The organism is Planktothrix tepida PCC 9214, assembly GCF_900009145.1.
Classification (GTDB): Bacteria; Cyanobacteriota; Cyanobacteriia; order Cyanobacteriales; family Microcoleaceae; genus Planktothrix; species Planktothrix tepida.
The window spans coordinates 1-19,139 of record NZ_LN889763.1 but is presented as its reverse complement, the minus strand read 5'-3'; the positions used below and the strand labels follow the sequence as shown (position 1 = coordinate 19,139).

The 19,139-nt window shown below is 39.0% G+C and carries 18 protein-coding genes; 10 read left to right on the top strand and 8 right to left on the bottom strand.

The features are described from left to right. The first annotated feature begins 192 nt into the window (after window positions 1–192). The 10 genes from PL9214_RS01205 to PL9214_RS01160 all read left to right on the top strand — a co-directional run bounded on the left by PL9214_RS01205 (window position 193) and on the right by PL9214_RS01160 (window position 12,900). The gene (locus tag PL9214_RS01205; protein ID WP_072717033.1) at window positions 193–861 is read left to right on the top strand and encodes a class I SAM-dependent methyltransferase; all 669 of its coding nucleotides are present in this window, start codon (window positions 193–195) and stop codon (window positions 859–861) included. 79 nt (window positions 862–940) lie between these two features. Next, a complete protein-coding gene (gene serC / locus PL9214_RS01200) occupies window positions 941–2,092 on the top strand; it encodes a 3-phosphoserine/phosphohydroxythreonine transaminase (protein ID WP_072717032.1) in 1,152 nt (383 codons plus the stop codon). Between the two features lie 10 nt (window positions 2,093–2,102). Beyond that, on the top strand, window positions 2,103–3,509 hold the full coding sequence (locus PL9214_RS01195) for a methyltransferase domain-containing protein (RefSeq protein ID WP_072717031.1): 1,407 nt from the start codon (window positions 2,103–2,105) through the stop codon (window positions 3,507–3,509). A gap of 193 nt (window positions 3,510–3,702) precedes the next feature. Beyond that, window positions 3,703–4,827, top strand: a complete 1,125-nt coding sequence (locus tag PL9214_RS01190; protein ID WP_072717030.1) for a mechanosensitive ion channel family protein — start codon at window positions 3,703–3,705, stop codon at window positions 4,825–4,827. 319 nt (window positions 4,828–5,146) lie between these two features. Continuing rightward, a complete protein-coding gene (gene egtD, locus PL9214_RS01185) occupies window positions 5,147–6,190 on the top strand; it encodes an L-histidine N(alpha)-methyltransferase (RefSeq protein WP_222425184.1) in 1,044 nt (347 codons plus the stop codon). A gap of 49 nt (window positions 6,191–6,239) precedes the next feature. Beyond that, on the top strand, window positions 6,240–7,574 hold the full coding sequence (gene ovoA / locus PL9214_RS01180; RefSeq protein WP_072717029.1) for a 5-histidylcysteine sulfoxide synthase: 1,335 nt from the start codon (window positions 6,240–6,242) through the stop codon (window positions 7,572–7,574). Window positions 7,575–7,651: 77 nt separating this feature from the next. Continuing rightward, window positions 7,652–9,238, top strand: a complete 1,587-nt coding sequence (locus PL9214_RS01175; protein WP_072717028.1) for a mechanosensitive ion channel family protein — start codon at window positions 7,652–7,654, stop codon at window positions 9,236–9,238. 87 nt (window positions 9,239–9,325) lie between these two features. Then, on the top strand, window positions 9,326–9,907 hold the full coding sequence (locus PL9214_RS01170; protein WP_072717027.1) for a hypothetical protein: 582 nt from the start codon (window positions 9,326–9,328) through the stop codon (window positions 9,905–9,907). Between the two features lie 191 nt (window positions 9,908–10,098). Beyond that, window positions 10,099–11,118: a phosphate ABC transporter substrate-binding protein PstS gene (gene pstS, locus PL9214_RS01165; protein ID WP_072717026.1), complete on the top strand. Its 1,020-nt coding sequence runs from the start codon at window positions 10,099–10,101 to the stop codon at window positions 11,116–11,118. Between the two features lie 81 nt (window positions 11,119–11,199). After that, window positions 11,200–12,900 (top strand): iron uptake porin, encoded by a 1,701-nt coding sequence (locus PL9214_RS01160; RefSeq protein WP_072717035.1) that lies wholly within the window; start codon window positions 11,200–11,202, stop codon window positions 12,898–12,900. Window positions 12,901–12,931: 31 nt separating this feature from the next. Here the strand turns inward: PL9214_RS01160 and PL9214_RS01155 are convergent, their stop codons facing one another. The 8 genes from PL9214_RS01155 to PL9214_RS01115 all read right to left on the bottom strand — a co-directional run. Next, on the bottom strand, window positions 12,932–13,450 hold the full coding sequence (locus PL9214_RS01155; RefSeq protein ID WP_072717034.1) for a hypothetical protein: 519 nt from the start codon (window positions 13,448–13,450) through the stop codon (window positions 12,932–12,934). Between the two features lie 76 nt (window positions 13,451–13,526). Continuing rightward, a complete protein-coding gene (locus PL9214_RS01150) occupies window positions 13,527–13,925 on the bottom strand; it encodes a response regulator (protein WP_072717025.1) in 399 nt (132 codons plus the stop codon). Between the two features lie 89 nt (window positions 13,926–14,014). Continuing rightward, a complete protein-coding gene (locus PL9214_RS01145) occupies window positions 14,015–14,392 on the bottom strand; it encodes a response regulator (RefSeq protein ID WP_072717024.1) in 378 nt (125 codons plus the stop codon). Window positions 14,393–14,425: 33 nt separating this feature from the next. Beyond that, the gene (locus PL9214_RS01140; RefSeq protein WP_072717023.1) at window positions 14,426–16,288 is read right to left on the bottom strand and encodes a response regulator; all 1,863 of its coding nucleotides are present in this window, start codon (window positions 16,286–16,288) and stop codon (window positions 14,426–14,428) included. Between the two features lie 17 nt (window positions 16,289–16,305). Further along, window positions 16,306–16,527 (bottom strand): hypothetical protein, encoded by a 222-nt coding sequence (locus tag PL9214_RS01135; protein ID WP_072717022.1) that lies wholly within the window; start codon window positions 16,525–16,527, stop codon window positions 16,306–16,308. Between the two features lie 212 nt (window positions 16,528–16,739). Then, window positions 16,740–17,201, bottom strand: a complete 462-nt coding sequence (locus tag PL9214_RS01130; RefSeq protein ID WP_072717021.1) for a carboxysome distribution maintenance protein McdB — start codon at window positions 17,199–17,201, stop codon at window positions 16,740–16,742. Continuing rightward, a complete protein-coding gene (locus PL9214_RS01125; RefSeq protein ID WP_072717020.1) occupies window positions 17,198–17,992 on the bottom strand; it encodes a ParA family protein in 795 nt (264 codons plus the stop codon). The genes PL9214_RS01130 and PL9214_RS01125 overlap by 4 nt, the downstream gene beginning before the upstream one ends. Window positions 17,993–18,701: 709 nt before the next feature. Then, the coding region (locus tag PL9214_RS01115) for a tyrosine-type recombinase/integrase (RefSeq protein ID WP_139294928.1) at window positions 18,702–19,139 on the bottom strand (438 nt) is incomplete at its 5' end.

Sequence of the window (19,139 nt, the reverse complement as noted above, 5' to 3'; positions counted from 1 at the left end):
GAGAGAATGGGAAATTTTCTCCTTCTCATATATTTCTTATATTTTTCCTCTATCTTGCTTAGTTGATAGACCTTGCAAACTAATGTAGAAGCTTGTTTAGATGTGGAGACAGAACAGTTTCTCCAACTGTTCGAGGAACTGGCTTGAGATTTTATGTCCCAAAAACGAATTAATCGAGGTTTCTAAAAAACAATGGAAAGTACAAATATTTACGAACAGGAAAAAGGTCTGGCAGTTCTTGACTATCAGAATTATCCTGAAGGAATTCAAGAATATATGGCAGTGGAGGAAGCTTTTTTATTAAAGCATTTGCAAGGAGCTAAAAGTCTGCTAGAAATAGGCTGTGGGGATGGTCGCTATCTGGAGATGCTTGCCCCAGTTGTGGGAGAAATACTCGGCATTGACTATGCTGAATATCTGGTCAATGTTTCCAGAAAAAGAACCAATAATTTGCCTAATGTTGATGTGATTCATGGGAATGCTAAGGATTTATCATCTCTTCTGTCTAAGACCTATCAATTTGCCACTTTAGCTTGGAATACCATTGGTAATATGCCACCAGAAATTCATCCAGATGTGTTTAGGGGGCTGAGTCAATGGGTTGAAGAAAGAATTTTTATTTCTACCTATCAATGCAGTGATGCCGTCATGCAGGAAAGATTGAAACTTTACAAAAATTGTGGCTACAAAGTAAATAGTATTAATGGAAATAAGGTAATTATGGAAGATGGACAACATACTGCTTATGCTTATCCCATCAACTATTTTCAAGAGTTACTGGAGTCTAATCATTTCTCAATGGAAACTTACGATCTAGGTTTTTGTGGGGTAATGATTGTAGGAAATAACCAGAATTTTTGAAAAAACTTAATAAAAATTTTATGAAAATTATCTAAATAGCTCGGAATTAATCAGTTGCCCTCAAAAAGTTATCAAAAATATGATATTATCCCAAAAAACTCTAGTAAATAAAAACTTTTCCGACCGTCGGGCGATCAACTTTTATGCTGGCCCTGGTGCTATCCCTTTACCCGTTTTGGAAAGAGTTCATGCAGAACTGTTTAACTTCAAGGGTACGGGGATGAGTGTGATGGAATTAAGCCATCGCAGTGATGAGATTCAATTTATCATTGATGATAGTGCTAAACGCATTAAGAAGTTGATGGGTTTAGATGATCAATTTGAGATTATCTTCCTCCAAGGTGGAGGATCATTGCAATTTCTCATGGTTCCCATGAATTTCTCTCAACCAGGCGATCCAATTGATTATATTGATACAGGATATTGGACAGGAAAAGCGATTCGCGCTGCCCAAAGTTTAGGGAGAAACTTAAAAATTATCGCTTCATCATCTGATTATAACCACACCTCTGTTCCCAACTTAAATGAAATTGATACCCGTCCGGGCGCTAAGTTTCTTCACCTTTGTAGCAATAACACCGTTGTTGGTACTCAATTTCATAGCTTTCCAGAAATTCCGATTCCGGTGATTGCTGACATGAGTTCCGATTTTATGAGTAAGCAGATTGATGTTAGCAACTTGAGTGTTATTTACGCCCATGCTCAAAAAAATGTTGGACTGGCTGGTACTACTATTGTCTTAATTCGCAAAGAAATGTTGACCAAAATTTGCGAGGGGCTACCTGAAATTTTCGACTACCGCACCCATATTAAAAACAAGTCTAATTATCATACTCCGCCCTGCTTTTCAATTTATATCACTTGGCAGATTTTACGATGGATTGAAGAAGATATTGGGGGACTGGAAAAGCTAGGAAAAATTAACCAGAAGAAGGCTTCTTTACTTTATGATTTTATTGATTCAACGTCTTTATTTCATTGTCCTGTAGAGCCATCTTCCCGTTCTCAAATGAATGTGGTTTTTACAATTCCAAATGAAACCCTAGAAAAACAGTTTATTTACGAAACTTCTCAAGCGGGAATCATTGGAGTAGCGGGACATCGCACTAGAGGAGGATGTCGGGTTAGTCTTTATAACGGTGTCACCCAAGAAGCAGTAGAAACGCTGATATTCTTTATGAATAAATTTGCCAAGCAGCACTCGACCTCAGTAACTAAAGTTATTTATTAGGTAAAAAACAATGAAATTAAAAAAAATCGCAGAAGCAGAAACCGAAGCCTTTGATGATAGTGAAGATAGTCTATATCGAAGTTTTTGGGATGAAGAAGGCAGTCTCCATTTGGGGTATTTTGACAACTTAGAAGACTCTCAGCCTGAAGAGTTTATTAAGGCTTGTCAACGATGGAATCTCTATATGCTCGAACAGAGCAAAATTGATGCCTCTTCCAAGGTGTTAGATATTGGTTGTGGTAATGGTAACACCGCGATTTGGCTGGCTCAACAAACGGGGTGTGAAGTTGTTGGCATCGATCTAAGCGGTGTGCGGGTTAATAATGCTAAAGAGAAAGCTAAAAATTATCCTCACCTAAATATTTCCTTTGAAAAAGCATCTGCCACTAGCTTACCTTATGACGATAATTCCTTTACCCATGTTTGGAGTCAAGCCACAATTTATCACATCCCACAAAAGGAGAAAGCATTAGAAGAAATTCATCGAGTTCTGCAAGAAGGAGGTACATTTATCTTCGATGACTTACTTACGCCTATTCCAGAAATTAGCTCATCGGGTTGGCAATATGTTTACGAAAGATTACTTTTTGAACCCACTTTTAGCTTTGAGAGTTATGCAGATTTCCTCAGTCAGTTAGGCTTATTGGTTGGGGAAAAAGTAGACTTGAGCGACCACCTAAAAAAAAGCTATGAGTTGCTCTCTCAACTGGCTTTAGAAAAATATCCAGATTTAAGCATAGCATATCAAAAAATGTGCGAGGCTATTGATAAAAGGGAATTAGGATGGGGATTTTATCTTTGTACAAAAGTTAGCGATCGCTTAACTTGGATTTACGAAACAAACAATCGAGAAACCTTACGGAATAAATACAATGCCTGGGCGAGAATCTATGATCAAGAATTAGATAAATCCTATCGGGTTTCTCCGATTAATTCAGCCCAAACTTTAGCCCAATTCTTGCCCCATAAAAATGCAATCATCCTCGATGCCGGTGCAGGTACAGGAATGGTTGGAGAAGCACTTGCCGAACTTGGATATACCCAAATTGTAGGAGTTGATATTTCCGAGGAAATGCTAGAAATTGCTCGAAAAAAACAAGTTTATCGGGATTTATTCCTGGGAAACTTAGAAGACGAATCCCTAAAACAATTTGACAAGGAATCATTTGATGCTATTATTTCTGTAGGCGTTTTTACCTTTGGTCATGCTCATCCCCAAGCTTTAAACAATCTATCTTCTTTGTTAAAGTCTGGAGGCTATTTTCTCCTAACGGTGCGAGCAGACTACTACAACACTAATGAATCTTTAAAACAGGTGCTAGAGGATTTGTCATGGCGTTTAATCACTCGCCAAGAATTTAATGCCTTTGAAATAGAACCCATGTATGCTTTTCTGTGGCAAAAACTTAACTCTTGACACCAATTTGCACAATCCAATCCCAACTTTTGATCAAGACAGGATTCTTCTGAAGGAATCGGTTAACTTGTAGGGGTCAATCTCATATATTTCTTATATTTTTCACCTAAAGTATTGTAGGCAAACGGGTTCACCGACTTCTCCTACGGCCAGGGAGTTGTCAAAGAAGACTATATCAGGAGATCAACTAATTATGGAACAAATTTTAAACACCCTAAAAAACATCAATATCGATGTTTCAGGTGTCCCAGTCGGCAAAATTATTCTAGTCATTCTGATCCTGACAATAACACAGGTATTCAGACGATTTTTGATCGAAGCAATTATTAAACGCATTGAGTATTTAACCCGAAAAACCGAGAGTACACTGGATGATGAATTAATTGCGATTCTCAAACCCGCCTTAAGTTGGCTGATTCTGATTGGTGGACTGTGGCTCGTTAAGGAGATTCTGGCGACCAATATTGGGCCACAATTGAGCGAAGCCATCACTAAAATTCTTAACTTAATTGTTTTTTTCATCGTTGCTTATGTAATTTATCGCAGTGCTTCGATCTTCGGGCAGATCATTGCTAATGTCATGCTGCGTACCGAAACCGAACTCGATGAGTTACTCAGACCCTTGATGCCAAAGATTTTTCAATCGGCAGCCATTATCGTACTCACAATTAAAGTCAGTGAAATATTTTTAGGACAATCCGCAGCAGCACTTGTGGGTCTATTAGGAGGTGCTGGGATTACTTTGGGTTTGCTGTTGAAAGATATTGTTTATGACTGGTTTTGTACCATTATTATCTATTCTGATAATCTTTATCGAGAAGGAGATTGGGTTTCAGTCTCAGGATTACAGGGTTTTGTACAGATCATGAGTATAGGATTTAGAACAACAACCCTCCATGTCTATCAATGGGGTTCAATTGTGAAAATGCCTAACTCTAAAATGATTACGGGAATTGTAGAAAATTGGTCACAAAATCCAGGTGATGAATTAAAGTGGGGTATTAGTTTAACGCTCAAAATTGATAGTATTTCAGCCAAGCAAACCGCCCGAATCTGTGATGCAATTCGAGAAATGCCCACATTTATTAAGGGCTTGTCTAAAGAGATGATTGTTCGGTTTAGCAAGATTGAAAATAATGCCCGTGTGATTAACATCGTTGCTTTTGTTAATGATGACAATCTCTACTTTGATGCAGAGAAAAATTTGAACCTAGCCATATTAGAACTCCTAGAACAAGAGGGTATCGATTTCTTGTATGTCGATCTCCGAACCGACCCAGAACACTATAAACAAAGTCAGAAAGCTGCCAACAATTAAATCTAGCATTCCGATTCGTTCAGGGCAAAAAAATATGATTTGAAGGGAATAGGGAAGGGTGATAATACTTTAACTTAATCTTGAGTATTAGATACCCTATAACCCCTTTAAAAAGGATAGAACAGGATTTAAATTTTCCCTTAAAACAGTAACTCAGGAGGATATAATCTCAGATTTAATCAGTAATTTTTAGCTTAAATTAACACAAATGTATGCTTAAACTCTACTTAAGCAATACACAAATTTGGCTATTTTTTTGCTTTTTAAAATGTAAAGTTTTTAAAAGCAAATCTTGACGATTGATTTTGAGTATGAAATTATGTTGATAGAAAATTTAAAATTAAAAAAAGGGAACGTGATGTTAACAACTTGTTTGCAAAGTATTGATAAATCAAATCAACATCTAAATCGGGAGGGTGAAGATGTTATTCAAGGATTAACTAACGAATTTAAGTATTTACCGCCCAAATATTTTTACGACGATCACGGATCAAATTTATTTGAACAAATTTGCGAGTTACCCGAATATTACCCCACTCGAACAGAAGCCTCAATTTTGAGCCAATATGCCGATGAAATTGCTCAAATTACAGGGGGTTGTGAACTGGTAGAATTAGGGAGTGGCAGTTCTACAAAAACACTATTTCTGTTAGATGCTTATCAAAAAATTGCCAATCAATCTCAATATATTCCCATTGATGTAAGCGGTGGCATACTTAACTCTACCGTTGTCAAACTACAACAACAATATCCGACTTTCTCAATTCAAGGATTAATCGGAACCTACGAACAAGCCCTGGTTAAGCTAGAATCAACCCCAGTATCATCACGGATAATTTTTTTCTTAGGGAGTTCTATGGGGAATTTTAATCCTAGAGACTGTGATATTTTCTTAAGTCAAATTGCCAAAACATTACAACCCGGTGATTACTTCCTATTAGGAATTGATTTACAAAAACCCAAAGAAATATTAGAGCCAGCTTATAACGATAGTCAGGGCGTTACCGCAGCTTTTAATCTTAATATGCTTTCCCATTTGAATTGGCGTTTTCAAGGCAATTTTGACCTAAATTCATTCACCCATCAAGCGATTTACAATCAAGAGGATCATCAAATCGAGATGTATCTGAATTGCCAAAAGAGTCATTGGGTATCCCTAGACCGTTTAGATTTTAAAATTTTCTTAGCTAAGGGAGAATCCATTCTCACAGAAATTTCTCGCAAATTTGATTTAGCATCTCTACAAAAACAACTGGAGTACAAGCACCTCAAAACCGTAAAAATTTGGACTGATCCAAAACAATGGTTTGGGTTAATTCTTTGTCAAGCTGGAAACGATTTTGTTGATAAAATTGAACAATAAAGCCCGATTTTTGGATTTTATTTTGAGAAAAAATTCATCGTCATTACCCATGAACACCCTTGTATATAATTGTCCTCCCAAACTAGATTGTTGCGATCGCCAAACCCTGATCAATTATTTTCAGGAAGCTTGGCAACTCGAAGATGTTCTTCTAAAAAGTTTAGTCGGGGAAGACACATTTTATCTGAATCCTGACCCCTTGAGAAATCCGCTAATTTTTTATCTTGGACATTCGGCGGCTTTCTATATTAATAAATTAGTTCGGGTGGGATTATTAGAAAAATGTCTTAATCAGGACTATGAAATTCTGTTTGGAGTTGGGGTTGATCCCGAAACACCCACCGAATTAAATCAAGCGATCGCCCATTTAGAATGGCCAGACGTTGCATCGGCTTGGAAATATCGAGAACAAGTCTTAGAAATCCTATTAGAATTTATTAAAAAAACGCCGATTACTTTGCCAATTCTTGCTGATCATCCCCTGTGGGCGTTAATCATGGGAATAGAACATCAGCGAATTCATGTTGAAACCTCTTCCATGTTATTTCGCCAGTTACCCATTGAAAGAGTTAAACGTCCCTCAGACTGGAAATATGCCCCTTCTAAAGCTTATATTCCAGAGAATGAAATGCTCAAAGTTGCAGGTGGAATTGCAAAACTGGGCAAAGCTTTTGATGATTCAACCTATGGTTGGGATATCGATTATGGGTCACGCATTGTTGAAGTAGCACCTTTTGTAGCCAGTAAATATCTAATTACGAATAGCGAATTTCTGGATTTTGTTAAGGCGGGTGGCTACGATAATCAAGAATATTGGGATAAAAAATCTTGGCAATGGAAAACTGAAAATAATATCCAACATCCCAAATTTTGGTGCTTAGAAAATGGCAGTTATAAATATCGCGCCCAATTTGATGAAATGGATTTACCGTTAGATTGGCCAGCAGAAGTTAATTACTACGAAGCAATGGCTTATTGTCGTTGGAAAGGTGAAGGAACTCGGTTAATGAATGAAGCCGAGTACAATGTCGCCACTTATGGTAATGGTTTAGTCGAAGATGTAGACCATTATAATCTCAATTTTAAATTCGGTTCACCCAGTCCCGTCGGACTGTTAGAAACGGCAAAAAGTTACTCTGGACTCTATGATTTGCGGGGGAATGTTTGGGAATGGTTGAGTGATCATTTAAACCCCCTTTCAGGATATAAACCCCATTTTCTTTATGAAGATAATTCTGCCATCTTTTTTGATACTCAACATCAAATGATGTTAGGAGGCTGTTGGATAACAAATGGTACGGAAGCTTTAAAATATTATCGAAATTGGTTTCGTCCGAATTTCTATCAACACGCTGGTTTTCGGATTGTTCAAGATATTAACTAATACAGTTATCAAGTATCCGCATTATCAGTTATCAGTAAATAGTCTATTAAACTCTTAATTTTGACTTTGACAATGAAATGAGCAACCTATTAATTATCTTGGCTGAAGTTAGCCTAGTGATCATTATTTTTCTAGTTTTGATTGGGATAGTGAGAAATTCATCCCAACTTTTAATTAAATTTTCTATCTTTAAAAGTGAAGATCCCCGAATCAAAACCCTGCATCGCAATATCACAAGATTGTTGGTATTAGTTGGCTTATTGCTGTGTATTTTGATTGTCGGAGTGAATGGGTTTTTACTCTATCAAGGTAAAAATATTCAACAATATACACTCAATTTAATTAGCCGTATTCCCCCAGGATTTTGGATTACCCTCGGAATCGGTATTGGTCAAAGTATTGGTGCTGTTGTTGTAGCAGTAATCGCTCTAAAACTGCTTAAATATTGGCTAAAAATAGCCAGCACTCGCGCCAAAAACATCGAAACAAGCACCGCCGACGATGAAAGTATTGATGCTTTCTTTACCGCCCTTTATCAAAGAATCAGAGGCGGAATTTGGCTGGGGGTAATTATTTGCTGTACCCAATTTCTCAAATTACCCGTCATCATTTCCGAATATCTCTATATTGCACTCCGAATCTATCTGATTATAGCAGTCGGATTACTGATTTTAAAAGCCGTCGCCGCCATTGTCGATACCCTTGATGTTCTTACTGTCAAATACTCCAACTCCGATAACCTATTGCGATTTTATGCTCGTCTCCAACACCTGATTCCGTTATTAAAACGGTGTCTGGAATTTGTTATTTATGTCTGCATCGCCACATTAGTAACACAACAGATCCAATTAATCGCCCAACTCTCCACTTTTGGTCTACGAATTATTAAAATTATTGCCATAGTTTTCTTAAGTCAAGTAGTATTTGAAGTCATCCACTTACTCGTAGAAGAAGTAGTATTTAAAGAGCAGAATTTGACGGACATCCAAAGAAGTAGACGCTTAACTCTAATTCCCTTGTTTAAGAGTTTATTGCAATACTTAGTGTATTTTACCGTTGGAATTTTCATTCTTTATACCCTTGATATTAATCCCACTCCCATATTAGCAGGTGCGGGGATTGTTGGTATTGCTATCGGTTTAGGAGCCCAGACCCTAATTAACGATATCGTCAGTGGGTTTTTTATTCTGTTTGAAAACTACTATTTAGTGGGGGATTATGTTGAGTTGAGGAAAGCCGAAGAAACCAAAGTAGAAGGGATTGTTGAAGCCATCGAACTCAGAACAACCCGCATCCGACATCCCAATGGTCAATTACAAATTATTCGCAATGGTGATATGAGTTCCATTACTAACTATTCCAAACAATATGTTTTTGCAGTAGTAGAAGTTAGCGTCCCTTATGATTCTAATTTAGTTTATATCTATCAAGTTATTGAGGACATAGGACAAAAGTTAAAAGCTAATTCTACAGATATTCTGGAGCCTACACAAATTGATGGGGTAGAAAGTGTGAGCGAATCCAACTTATTGCTAAGGACATTAACTAAAGTGAAACCCGGAAAACATCTTCAGATTCAGCGAATTTTACGAAAGACATTTATGGATACCTTGTTACAGGAAGGAATTCTACTTCCGGCTAATCATGAAACTAGCGAAGATTAATTTGGCATTCTCTGAAAATATCAGATTTAACCGAATTAGTCAAACCTTAAATTTTACCGACGTTAATCACAAGCACGGAGTCAGTGAATGAAACTAAAACAACATAAATTAATTCAAAAAATCATGATTGTTTACACAAAAAATTGGCAAAGTATATTAATCCTTACAGGAATGGCGATTTCTACCTCTTTCATCTATCCCTGTGATGTTCAAGCTCAATCTTTGACTAAGAAAGGAGATATATTAATCGCCCAAAATCTAGGAGGAATAGTCCGAGAAATTCCCCTAGAAGAAGTTGCACTTCCCGCCATGTCTGCCGCCAAAACTGCAACCAACGCTGAATTTAACAAAGCTCGAATAGAACTAAAATCAGATGGTTCATTAATCTACATCCTCCGAGGAAAAAACCAACAAGGTTTTCAAGTAGAAGTACAAGCAACTCCCACAGGTACTCTTGTTCAAGTTGATGAACAAATTGATGTCAGTGAAGTTCCTGAAATTGCCGTCAAAGCCTTCCAAAAATGGGCACCCAATGAACAACTAATCAGCACTTGGCGCAGTACCCGTCTTGGGGAATTTTACTATCAATTTGTCATTCAAGATTTTTGGTTAGAAATTGCAGCCGATGGTAATCAAGTCATCATTTATCGAAAAAAAATCAATCTTTAGCCCATCAAAAGCCCTGAAATCAATGATTGCTCCGCAACGCTGCGCGAACAGGCTTAAAGCTAAAACCCGTTTTAACAGGTTTTGGGAATTAACTCTTTAGTTATCTTTAGATAACTTTAGCTTTAAGCCCGAAATTTATTTCCGGGCACCGGTCACTTAAGGTGACAGACCTTTACTTAATCAAGATATTCATGAACACATTTACTATGAATAACTGGCATAAACTGTTAACGGCTACATTAACAATCACCACAATTTCTTTTACCCCAAATTCAGCTAGGGCGCAATTACTGAGGGGTGCTGGTGATTCTTTTGCTGAACCGCTTTATCAACGTTATAGCCAAGAATACCAACAGCAAACCGGAAAAATGTTTAAATACACAACCATTGGGAGTGGGGGAGGAATTCGCTTATTTATTAACAAATCCATTGACTTTGGCGGGAGTAGTTTAATTCCCACTCCCATTGAACAAAATCAAATGGAAGATGGGTTACTAATGGTACCTACAGGAGGAGGAGCTTTAGCTATTGTTTATAACCTGCAACAAATCACCAGAGAAGTTAAATTATCCCGTGAACAACTAGCAAAAATATTTACTGGAAAAATTACAAATTGGCAACAGATTCATCCCAGTTTTCCTAATCAAAAAATTCAAGTTGTTGTTTGTTCAGACAATTGTGCTACTAGCTTTATTCTCACTAAATATTTAAACAAAATCACCGAAGGAAAAATCCCAGCTAGTCGAAATCCTGATTGGGGATTTAAGGTATTTTCTAGCTTTCCCGAAGATAGTGGAATCGCCGGAGAAGTCCGTAGAATTGAGGGGGCAATTGGCTATGTACAAAGTAACGTTGCTGTTGCTAACAATCTTTCGATTGCTAGTCTTGAAAATCGGACAGGTCGTTACCTTCAACCCACTTTAGCAGAAACTCAAAAAGCTCTAGCAAATCTCAAGTTTAATGATGACTTTACCACAGAAGATATCAAAGATCCAGAAGCGGGTTATCCGTTGGTCAGTTTAACTTGGCTCCTAATTTCTAAACAGTATCTTAATCCCGATACGTTGCAAGCCACTCAAAATCTATTGACCTGGATTTTAACAGAGGGTCAAACTTTTAATGAGTCGTTAGGGTACACCAAAATTCCAGAAGATGTTACAAAAAAAGCACAGGATGCTATCAAAACTGAATTGAGAATTAAACCTTATTAAAATTAGTTGGTTTAGCAATTGTTAAGTCATGTCAATCTTAAAAATGGTTATAGTTGTGAGGATTAATCTGTGAAAAAAATTATGAAAAACTTGAATTTATCATTTCCTATAACCTCAGTGTTCCTGAGTTATCATTTATTGATTTTATCTCCCGTCCTAGCCCAAGAAAATTCTAACTTAACGTTGGCGGGAGAAGCATCTGTCAGTGATTCTCATGAATTCTCCTCCCTCACTTCTAATTCGGAAGTTGAAGAAATTTCGATTCAGGAAATCGAAACTTTATCTCGTAATCCGCCTCCTGAACTGGATGATGAAACCCTGACTAATGTTAATCAGTTGTCTGATGTTAATCCGGGCGATTGGGCTTATGAATCTCTCAGAAATTTAGTGGAAAAATATCGGTGTATTAGCGGTTTTCCTGGGGGGAATTTTAAGGGAGAACGGGCGATGACTCGTTATGAATTTGCCGCCAGTCTAAATACTTGTCTGCTGAGTATTCGGCGTTCAATTGAAAGGTTAAACTCTCAATTTTTGGAAAAAGAAGATTTGTTAGTAATCGAAAAAATGAAAGCCGAATTTGCTACAGAGCTTCCTAATCTTACTGCCAAACTGGATAATATAGAGGAGCGATTAACGTTTTTGGGAGAACATCGATTTAGTCGAAATACAGTTTTACGGGGTCGAGTTGATTTTAATTTAATTAGTGCTTTTGGAGACCAGAAAGCGGTTTCTCCTGGGAGTGATTCTAGGGAAGATTTGGATGATAATCCGACTTTATCAGGAGGAGTTGTGCTGAAAATTGATACCAGTTTTACGGGGAAAGATCGATTGCGAACTCAATTAGTCGCGGGGAATATTAATGGTTTTGGCTATGGTGTGACGGGTACTGACATGACTCTTTTGATCGGTGCTGTTAATACGAGTAATAATGTTAAGTTAGGGACATTATTTTATGAATTTCCGATTGGGAAGCGGGGGATTATTGCGGTGGCTCCAGTTGCGGATTTTCCGACTCGGATTTTTCCGGCTTTTAATCCGGTTAACTCGATTTCTAATTTTGGTGCAGAGAGTCCGATTTATTCTTTTGCATTTGGTACGGGTGGGGTCATTTACTATAATTTTACAGACAAATTAGCAGGAGGAATTAGTTATTTAACGACTTCTGGGAATGATGCCTACCAGGGTCTATTCAAGGGTCAATATACTGTGTTGAGTCAACTTAGTTATAGCCCCTCTGAACGATTAGGGTTAGCTTTTACTTATGGTCATTATTATGCCCCAGATCCGCTTTCAAGTATTAATGTAACTGGGAGTAAGGGGAGCATCTTCGCTCAATTCCCATTTGGTGCGAGTACGCCCACTTCTTCTGATGCCTTTGGCTTACAATTTACTTATAAATTAAACCCACAAGTCATTTTTGGGGGCTGGATGAGCTATTTTAATGCTCATGCGGAAGGGTCTCCCAGTGTCAGCGATGTTGAGGGTTCTCAGGGTTCTCAAGCGGATATTTGGAGTTGGGCTCTGACTGCGTTTGTGGGTGATTTAGGGAAAGCAGGCTCGCAATTAAGTTTTGTTTTTGGTATGCCTCCTAAAGTCTTCAGTAATGATATTGTGACACGGAAAGATCCCGATACTGCTTTGCATTTTGAGTTATCTTATCGCTACCCAATGACTGACAATATTTTTATAACTCCGGGTTTTTTAGTCATTACTAATCCTGAACATAATGCTGCTAACCCTCCGATTTGGATTGGATTGATTCGCACTTCTTTTATGTTTTAGATTTTTTTGATCATTAACTTCTGGTAAATTCCTAAGAGAAATTCAGAAACGACTCGGTAGACTGCAAAACCTCACCAAGAACTAACTCAGCATCCCGATCTATAAAAGCATTGAGAACAGAATTGGAACAGCTGACTCCAGATTTACTTGCACCCATATACAATAGCCCCATCATGGCGGTCAAAATTGTGGGCAGGATACCCTGAAGCCTGTTACTACTAATCCCTGTTTTTTGAGAAATACCTTGAACAATTTGCTGATACAACTGCGGTGAAATTAGTAGGTTGATAGTCGCTGCCGTTGTTTCTGCATCTGTCATTTGAGCAATCAAATTCTCTAACGGTTGCTCACCTATCATTCTCTGCTGGTGTTGCAAGATAGGACGTAAAAATCTACCCAATACTGTCAGAATTTCTTGCATCTGATCCGACTCAATTCCTCGTTTAGTTGCCACTTGATTAACTGTATTTAATATCGTTTCAAATTGAGCCATGCTGCCTTGTTGATCAGGATTATCAATGGCATTAATTATATTCAGAAAAAGTTTCATTTTTCCCATTTATACAGGGTTTTTATTCCAGAATGATACACCCTAACAAACAAGAAATAGAATCACAAAAAATCGCTCAATCAACAAATTCAGAACCCAGACTCCAGTTCAACATTCCAGCCACTTGAATGGGTAAAGTCATTGCATTAAATGGTTTAGCAATCACACCCGCGATTCCCAAAGCTGGCAGCTGATTAAACAAAAAGTTTTTGGCTTTTACCGTAATAAAAATAACTGGAATAGACGGAGGAAATGGGTCGTTTTTAAGGGTTTGAATAAAAGTGATCCCATCAGTTTCTAAGTTTGGTGTATCTAAAAGTACAGCATCCACACGCTCAATGCACAGCTTTTCTAAGCCAGCTTGGATAGAAGCAACGGATATAACCCGCCAACCCCCAACACTGCTTAAGCAAATCTGCAAAACTTCTCGAACAGAAACCTCATGGTCAATGAGCAAAATCTGCTTATCAGACATAAAAGAAACTACTTCAGTCTTAGTTTTTTAAAAAATATAGCTTAGAAATATAAGAAATAGATGAGAACAATAGAACTTCAAGATAGTCTCTAAATATTCCACCCTAAAATTTCAGCCACTTGTTTCCAGACTTGTTTGGAATTAAACGGCTTAATAATCACTCCGGCTACCCCCATGGCAGCAAAGCGACGACGATCGCTCGGTAATGCTTTAGCCGTCAGCAAAACAACTGGAATCATCTGAGTATTTAGATCGGCTTGCAAATGCCCAAAGCACTCAAACCCGTCCATATCCGGCATTGAGATATCGAGAATTATAGCATCAAAGGGTTCTGTCTTCGCTTTGAGTAAGCCTTGCTGCGGTGAGGAAGCCTGCATCACTTTCCAACCCCCAAAGCCTTCAAGGGACATCTGTATCACGTCTCGAATGTCTGCTTCATCATCAATCACCAGGATGTGTTTCGTCATACTGCTGTCATCCTTGCGGGTTATTGAGTTTTATTATTGTTGCGTCATATAGTTTAAATTCAATTCGGCTGCTGGGCATAATGGCTTAATCCGGCTGATGATTCGTGTTACTAACTCAGCCTCAACCACAGGTTTCTCAAGCACATCATTAGCACCAACGGCAAATGCTCGTCGCATTGATTCAGGGTCTGTGTGGGCCGTAACAACTAGAATGGGCAGTTGGCTATATCGGGGATCTTGGCGCACAACTCGGCAAAGCTCTAGCCCATTGTAAGTCGGCATCTCCAAATCTAGGAGCAGCGCAGCAGGATCAGTTGTTGTCAGCAACGCCCAGAATTGATCGGGTTGGGCCAGACAAATTACCTCTAATCCTTGCGTTCGCAGCATCCGCGCTAGTGTATCTAACATGACGGGATCATCATCCACAATCATCACCTTTGTCTCTAATCGTTCTATAGTTGGCAGTGAAGGTAATACCTGAATCAGTGCCTCAAAAACTTGATTAGAAGTGCGAGGCTGTGAAAGATATTGCTCGACTCCCAAACGGGCAGCCGCGACCCGCTCGTCTAAAGAATCTTGCCCTGACAGAATGACAATCGGAATAGCTGGATAATCTACCTTTAAAGTTTGCAATAACGTATAATTGTCCACCCCATCAGGCTCAAGAGCCAGCAGAATCACTGCTGGAGTGGTTTGTGTTAAGCGATGCAGCACTGTTGAATGATCGCTGACGACTTCCATCCTCAGTCCCCATCGTGGTGCTTCAGTGGTAAAGTCTTTTGTGAATGCAGCATCCCTTCCGACTGCCAGCACCAAAGAATTGGAACTGAACTCCTCCGTTAGTAATGTAGGGGGAAGTGCTATCAATGCTTTTAACTCAGCTAATAGTTCTGAAAATCGAGTCCCTTGGTGTTCTTCTAGCAGGGAATTGTTTTTGAGCAGATGTTCGATCAAACGAGCAATTTCCGATCCTTTCCCATAACCAAATATTCCCAGTCCACCCACTAACTTATGGGCTTCTTCTCTACCCTGCGACTGTTGTTCTGGACTCAACTGATGGGTCTTATGGGCGACTTCGATATCCTCCAAAACTCTAATCCTCTGCTCCAAGGACAATCTAAATCGTTCTTCTACAGCATCCTCTGAAACAAAGACTCTTTCGTGGGTTTGAGTGTCATTCTCCCCGTTGCTATCCTGCACCTCTATACTGTTCTCCACCGTCGGTGCTGCTTTAAGTCGATATCCTAACCCATGAACTGTCTCAATCACTGTTTGATTAATTCCTGCGGCTTTTAACCGACTTCTTAAGTCTTTAATCAAAGTTGTGACGGCGGCTTCCGAAGGCAATTGGTCGCTCGACCAAAGCCTATCAATAATAGCATTGCGGCTAAAAATGCGCTCTTGGTGTCGCAGAAATAGTTCTAGCAGCGTGTACTCTTTCGGTCTAAAGGTGATTTCCTGCTGCTTATACGTTACTTTCATCAAAGTCGGATCTAAACACAAATACCCCCAATTCAAGACGGTCGCAGTTGCATTATCCCCACGACGCAACAATGCTCGTATCCGTGCCAAGAGTTGATGGGAATTAAAGGGTTTAATCACATAATCATCGGCTCCAGCATCCAATCCTGTAATCACATTTTCCGGGGAATTTTGAGCCGTGAGCATCAGAATCGGAGTTTGATTACCAAGTGAGCGCAGTTGACGACATAGGCTAATTCCATCTAGTTCTGGAATTAATACATCGAGTAAAATCAGATCATAATCCCACTGCATTAACAACTCCAATGCCAATTGCCCATCACTCGCTAAATCGACGGCATAACGATGGGCTGTGAGAGTCACGCAGAGCATCGCTGCTATTGATTGATCATCCTCAACTAATAGAATTTTCATTGGGGTTAAAATAGCAACTAACTTTGATAGTTGGATGGAGACTGAGGGATTTTATCTGCGGTTAAGGTAACAACTTTTCCATCCTGCCAAATACTAATGGATTCTCCTAATTTCCGATGTCTATCTACGGCTTTAGCAATAGTAACTTTAACCCCCGCATCAATTTTTTGATGAAGTTCTGTTAGAGGAATTGGGGGGTTATTTTCAGAGGGTGATTTGATTCCAGATGGCGGGTTCATAAATCATTACATCTTCTGGACTTTGGAGCCAAAAATAAATTAAGTTAATCTGATAACCTTTACTTTTACAATTGGCTAGAAAATAGAGCCGATAAAATTTTCAAATTATCTCAGTCAATCATATCATTGTTTAGAATTTGTTTTTTACCCAACGGGAAAATCCTAATTTTTTACCCAAGTCCGACTCACGCCAAAACTGCTGTCTTTCGCTCTCACAACGTTTTCCCTTTTTCCGATTTCCCTTCCCCAACATACTTTTCCATCATTGCTAAAGTTCTGCGAATTACCCCCGCTTGTTTCCGTTGTCGCAGACGTTTCTGAGCCTCTTGAATAATTTTTGCTAACAGTTCAGGTTCAGTTTGTAACGTAACAACCATCGCCTCAATAAAGATTTCCGGTGTAACTTCCGCTTGCTCACACAACTGCATTAATTCAGAACGTACAGTCTGTTCTAAATGAACTGCTAATCGTTTCCCCATCTGTGGTAATCTCTCTAATTCCGTTTGCAACCGTTTCACTTCTGCCATTTCAGGATCTTCAATTTCCCGATTTTGCGGTTGAATCAGGGCTGTTTCTGAAGCCGACTGCATGGATTTTAAGGAAGCATCTCTGGGTGTAACTTTAGCACGGGATTTGGATGTGAGAATACTGCGAATATCCGGTGATTCTGTCATTTTTTCTGACCTTCTAATTTTTCAATGGCGGTTGCTAACACTTCAATGGGATAAGCTAAATCTTCTTGACCCATTTCGTGCAAAGTCAATCCTTTATTAATGGCTTGTTTGAATTTTTCTGATTCCCGAATTGAAGGTAAAACTAAATCCTGACCAAACCAATCCGTTGTAATTTGCTGCATGGATTCGATGTTGCTTTGGCTTTCATTGGTGCGCCGCAACCCCACCCACCGATCTCGAAACGGAACAATACCGAGAATTTGACCCCCGAATTCTTCATCCTCCTGCTTGAGTTCGCCGAGTAACTCTAATGTCCGAATCAGAGATTGCAATCCTTTCACAGAAGCTTCAACGGGAATTACTAAGCCATCGGAAGCGCCAATCACGGTTAAACAAATTTGAGACCGTTGAGGCGGCGCATCGACAATGCAGTAGTGAAATAGGGACTCTACGGTTTTCAGGCGTCGCTTCAGAGTTAAAGCGCCTGTCCCACTTCCCGCTAAGTAATCCTGAACTTTATCCAAAGCATCATCTGAAGGAATTAAGAACAGGTTCGGGTACTTGGTTTCATAAATCCCATCCGACGGGTTAACTTCCCGTTTGAGAACTTCCAATAAAGTTGGACTATCGGGTTCAACTTGAAATCCCAAAAATGTAGTCAAGCTGCTTTGAGGGTCAGCATCAACGACTAAAACGGTGTGTCCCTGTTGAGCCAGAAAGCGAGCTAGAAACAGCACCACTGTCGTCTTTCCCTGTCCCCCAGCTAAAGAAATAGAACTGATTGTTTGCATAGATGCAAAGCTGTAAAACGTCAAAAAGTTAATTTTACAACTTGTGTAAACTATAAATTAAAATTAATACAAAGTTATAATACTAGAAAATTGCATAAATGTAAACTTATAACTTTACCTATTTATAAAACTGCACTTTTAGAAAATTACACTTTTAGAGAAAAGGGCAAAATCAGCTATCCCCTGCTTCCCCCAAAACTTAGTGAACACTTCGCCGTTGGGAAAACAAAACCACCTGTGCTGTATTGGGTCGTTCAAAACGCTGTAAACTCGATTGAGTTGGCACAGAAGTGGGCAGAACGAGTAAGTCGCACCCCTGAGCAATTTTAGTAAAGAGATGAACAGTGTAGTTGCACTAGAAAACATGGGATGGGAGGGTTCTGAACTCCTGAGCAAAATATTAGTATCCAGTAAATAAGACATTTAACCTCTGTCTCCATAAATGCTTTCTCTACTAATAGCCTCATCCGATAAAAGGGGAGTATTCAAACGATGACTGTTGGCATCACCGTGCCCAAACGGGAAAATTGTACGCTAAGGCTGAAACCTTTATCTAGTAAGCATCTTAGCCACTCATATTCCTACATTCCCTCTAGGAGGCGGCTTACCTCAATTTATTGGTGCACAGTAGGAGGTATTCTCTGTCCCATAAATTTAACTCCAGCCAGAAGTATTGTTTATTCCGGTGTAATTTAGGTAATTATTAAAATTATTCGGAAAAATTTGGCAAACTACTAAACGCCATTTGTGCTACTTTCTCAGCCCGTTGTGGCGTTACTTTTTGATACCGTAACGTTGTCTGAATGCTGTCATGTCCCATCAAAGCCCTAAGTTCTTCAATTCCCATCAGTCCCACCCGTTCTGTAGCAAAAGTGTGTCTTAAATCATGAAGTCTCACCCCCTGAAGCTCTGGAATATTCCCAATCAAACTTGTCCAGGATTTATGCGCCATACGGTAAGAAAGACGGGAGACAACCCCAGTTTTGGGCTGTTGAGCAGTAAACAAAGCTGGATGGGTTAGATGTCTGTAATATGTGATGTAGTGATTCAGACTTAGTTGCACAAATTCACTATAAAAACACCACCGTTGCTTATTACCTTTGCCAATAACTTGAAATTTCCTAGCTTTGAAGTCTATTTGCTCTAA

Excerpts from the sequence above, each read along its gene's own strand:
- pstS (WP_072717026.1), top strand. The coding sequence starts at position 10,099 with ATGAACACATTTACTATGAATAACTGGCATAAACTGTTAACGGCTACA.
- PL9214_RS01205 (WP_072717033.1), top strand. The coding sequence starts at position 193 with ATGGAAAGTACAAATATTTACGAACAGGAAAAAGGTCTGGCAGTTCTT.
- PL9214_RS01170 (WP_072717027.1), top strand. The coding sequence starts at position 9,326 with ATGAAACTAAAACAACATAAATTAATTCAAAAAATCATGATTGTTTAC.
- PL9214_RS01190 (WP_072717030.1), top strand. The coding sequence starts at position 3,703 with ATGGAACAAATTTTAAACACCCTAAAAAACATCAATATCGATGTTTCA.
- ovoA (WP_072717029.1), top strand. The coding sequence starts at position 6,240 with ATGAACACCCTTGTATATAATTGTCCTCCCAAACTAGATTGTTGCGAT.
- PL9214_RS01175 (WP_072717028.1), top strand. The coding sequence starts at position 7,652 with ATGAGCAACCTATTAATTATCTTGGCTGAAGTTAGCCTAGTGATCATT.
- PL9214_RS01135 (WP_072717022.1), bottom strand. The coding sequence starts at position 16,527 with ATGAACCCGCCATCTGGAATCAAATCACCCTCTGAAAATAACCCCCCA.
- PL9214_RS01160 (WP_072717035.1), top strand. The coding sequence starts at position 11,200 with ATGAAAAACTTGAATTTATCATTTCCTATAACCTCAGTGTTCCTGAGT.
- PL9214_RS01125 (WP_072717020.1), bottom strand. The coding sequence starts at position 17,992 with ATGCAAACAATCAGTTCTATTTCTTTAGCTGGGGGACAGGGAAAGACG.
- PL9214_RS01140 (WP_072717023.1), bottom strand. The coding sequence starts at position 16,288 with ATGAAAATTCTATTAGTTGAGGATGATCAATCAATAGCAGCGATGCTC.
- PL9214_RS01145 (WP_072717024.1), bottom strand. The coding sequence starts at position 14,392 with ATGACGAAACACATCCTGGTGATTGATGATGAAGCAGACATTCGAGAC.
- PL9214_RS01155 (WP_072717034.1), bottom strand. The coding sequence starts at position 13,450 with ATGAAACTTTTTCTGAATATAATTAATGCCATTGATAATCCTGATCAA.
- PL9214_RS01150 (WP_072717025.1), bottom strand. The coding sequence starts at position 13,925 with ATGTCTGATAAGCAGATTTTGCTCATTGACCATGAGGTTTCTGTTCGA.
- PL9214_RS01130 (WP_072717021.1), bottom strand. The coding sequence starts at position 17,201 with ATGACAGAATCACCGGATATTCGCAGTATTCTCACATCCAAATCCCGT.
- egtD (WP_222425184.1), top strand. The coding sequence starts at position 5,147 with ATGTTGATAGAAAATTTAAAATTAAAAAAAGGGAACGTGATGTTAACA.
- PL9214_RS01195 (WP_072717031.1), top strand. The coding sequence starts at position 2,103 with ATGAAATTAAAAAAAATCGCAGAAGCAGAAACCGAAGCCTTTGATGAT.
- serC (WP_072717032.1), top strand. The coding sequence starts at position 941 with ATGATATTATCCCAAAAAACTCTAGTAAATAAAAACTTTTCCGACCGT.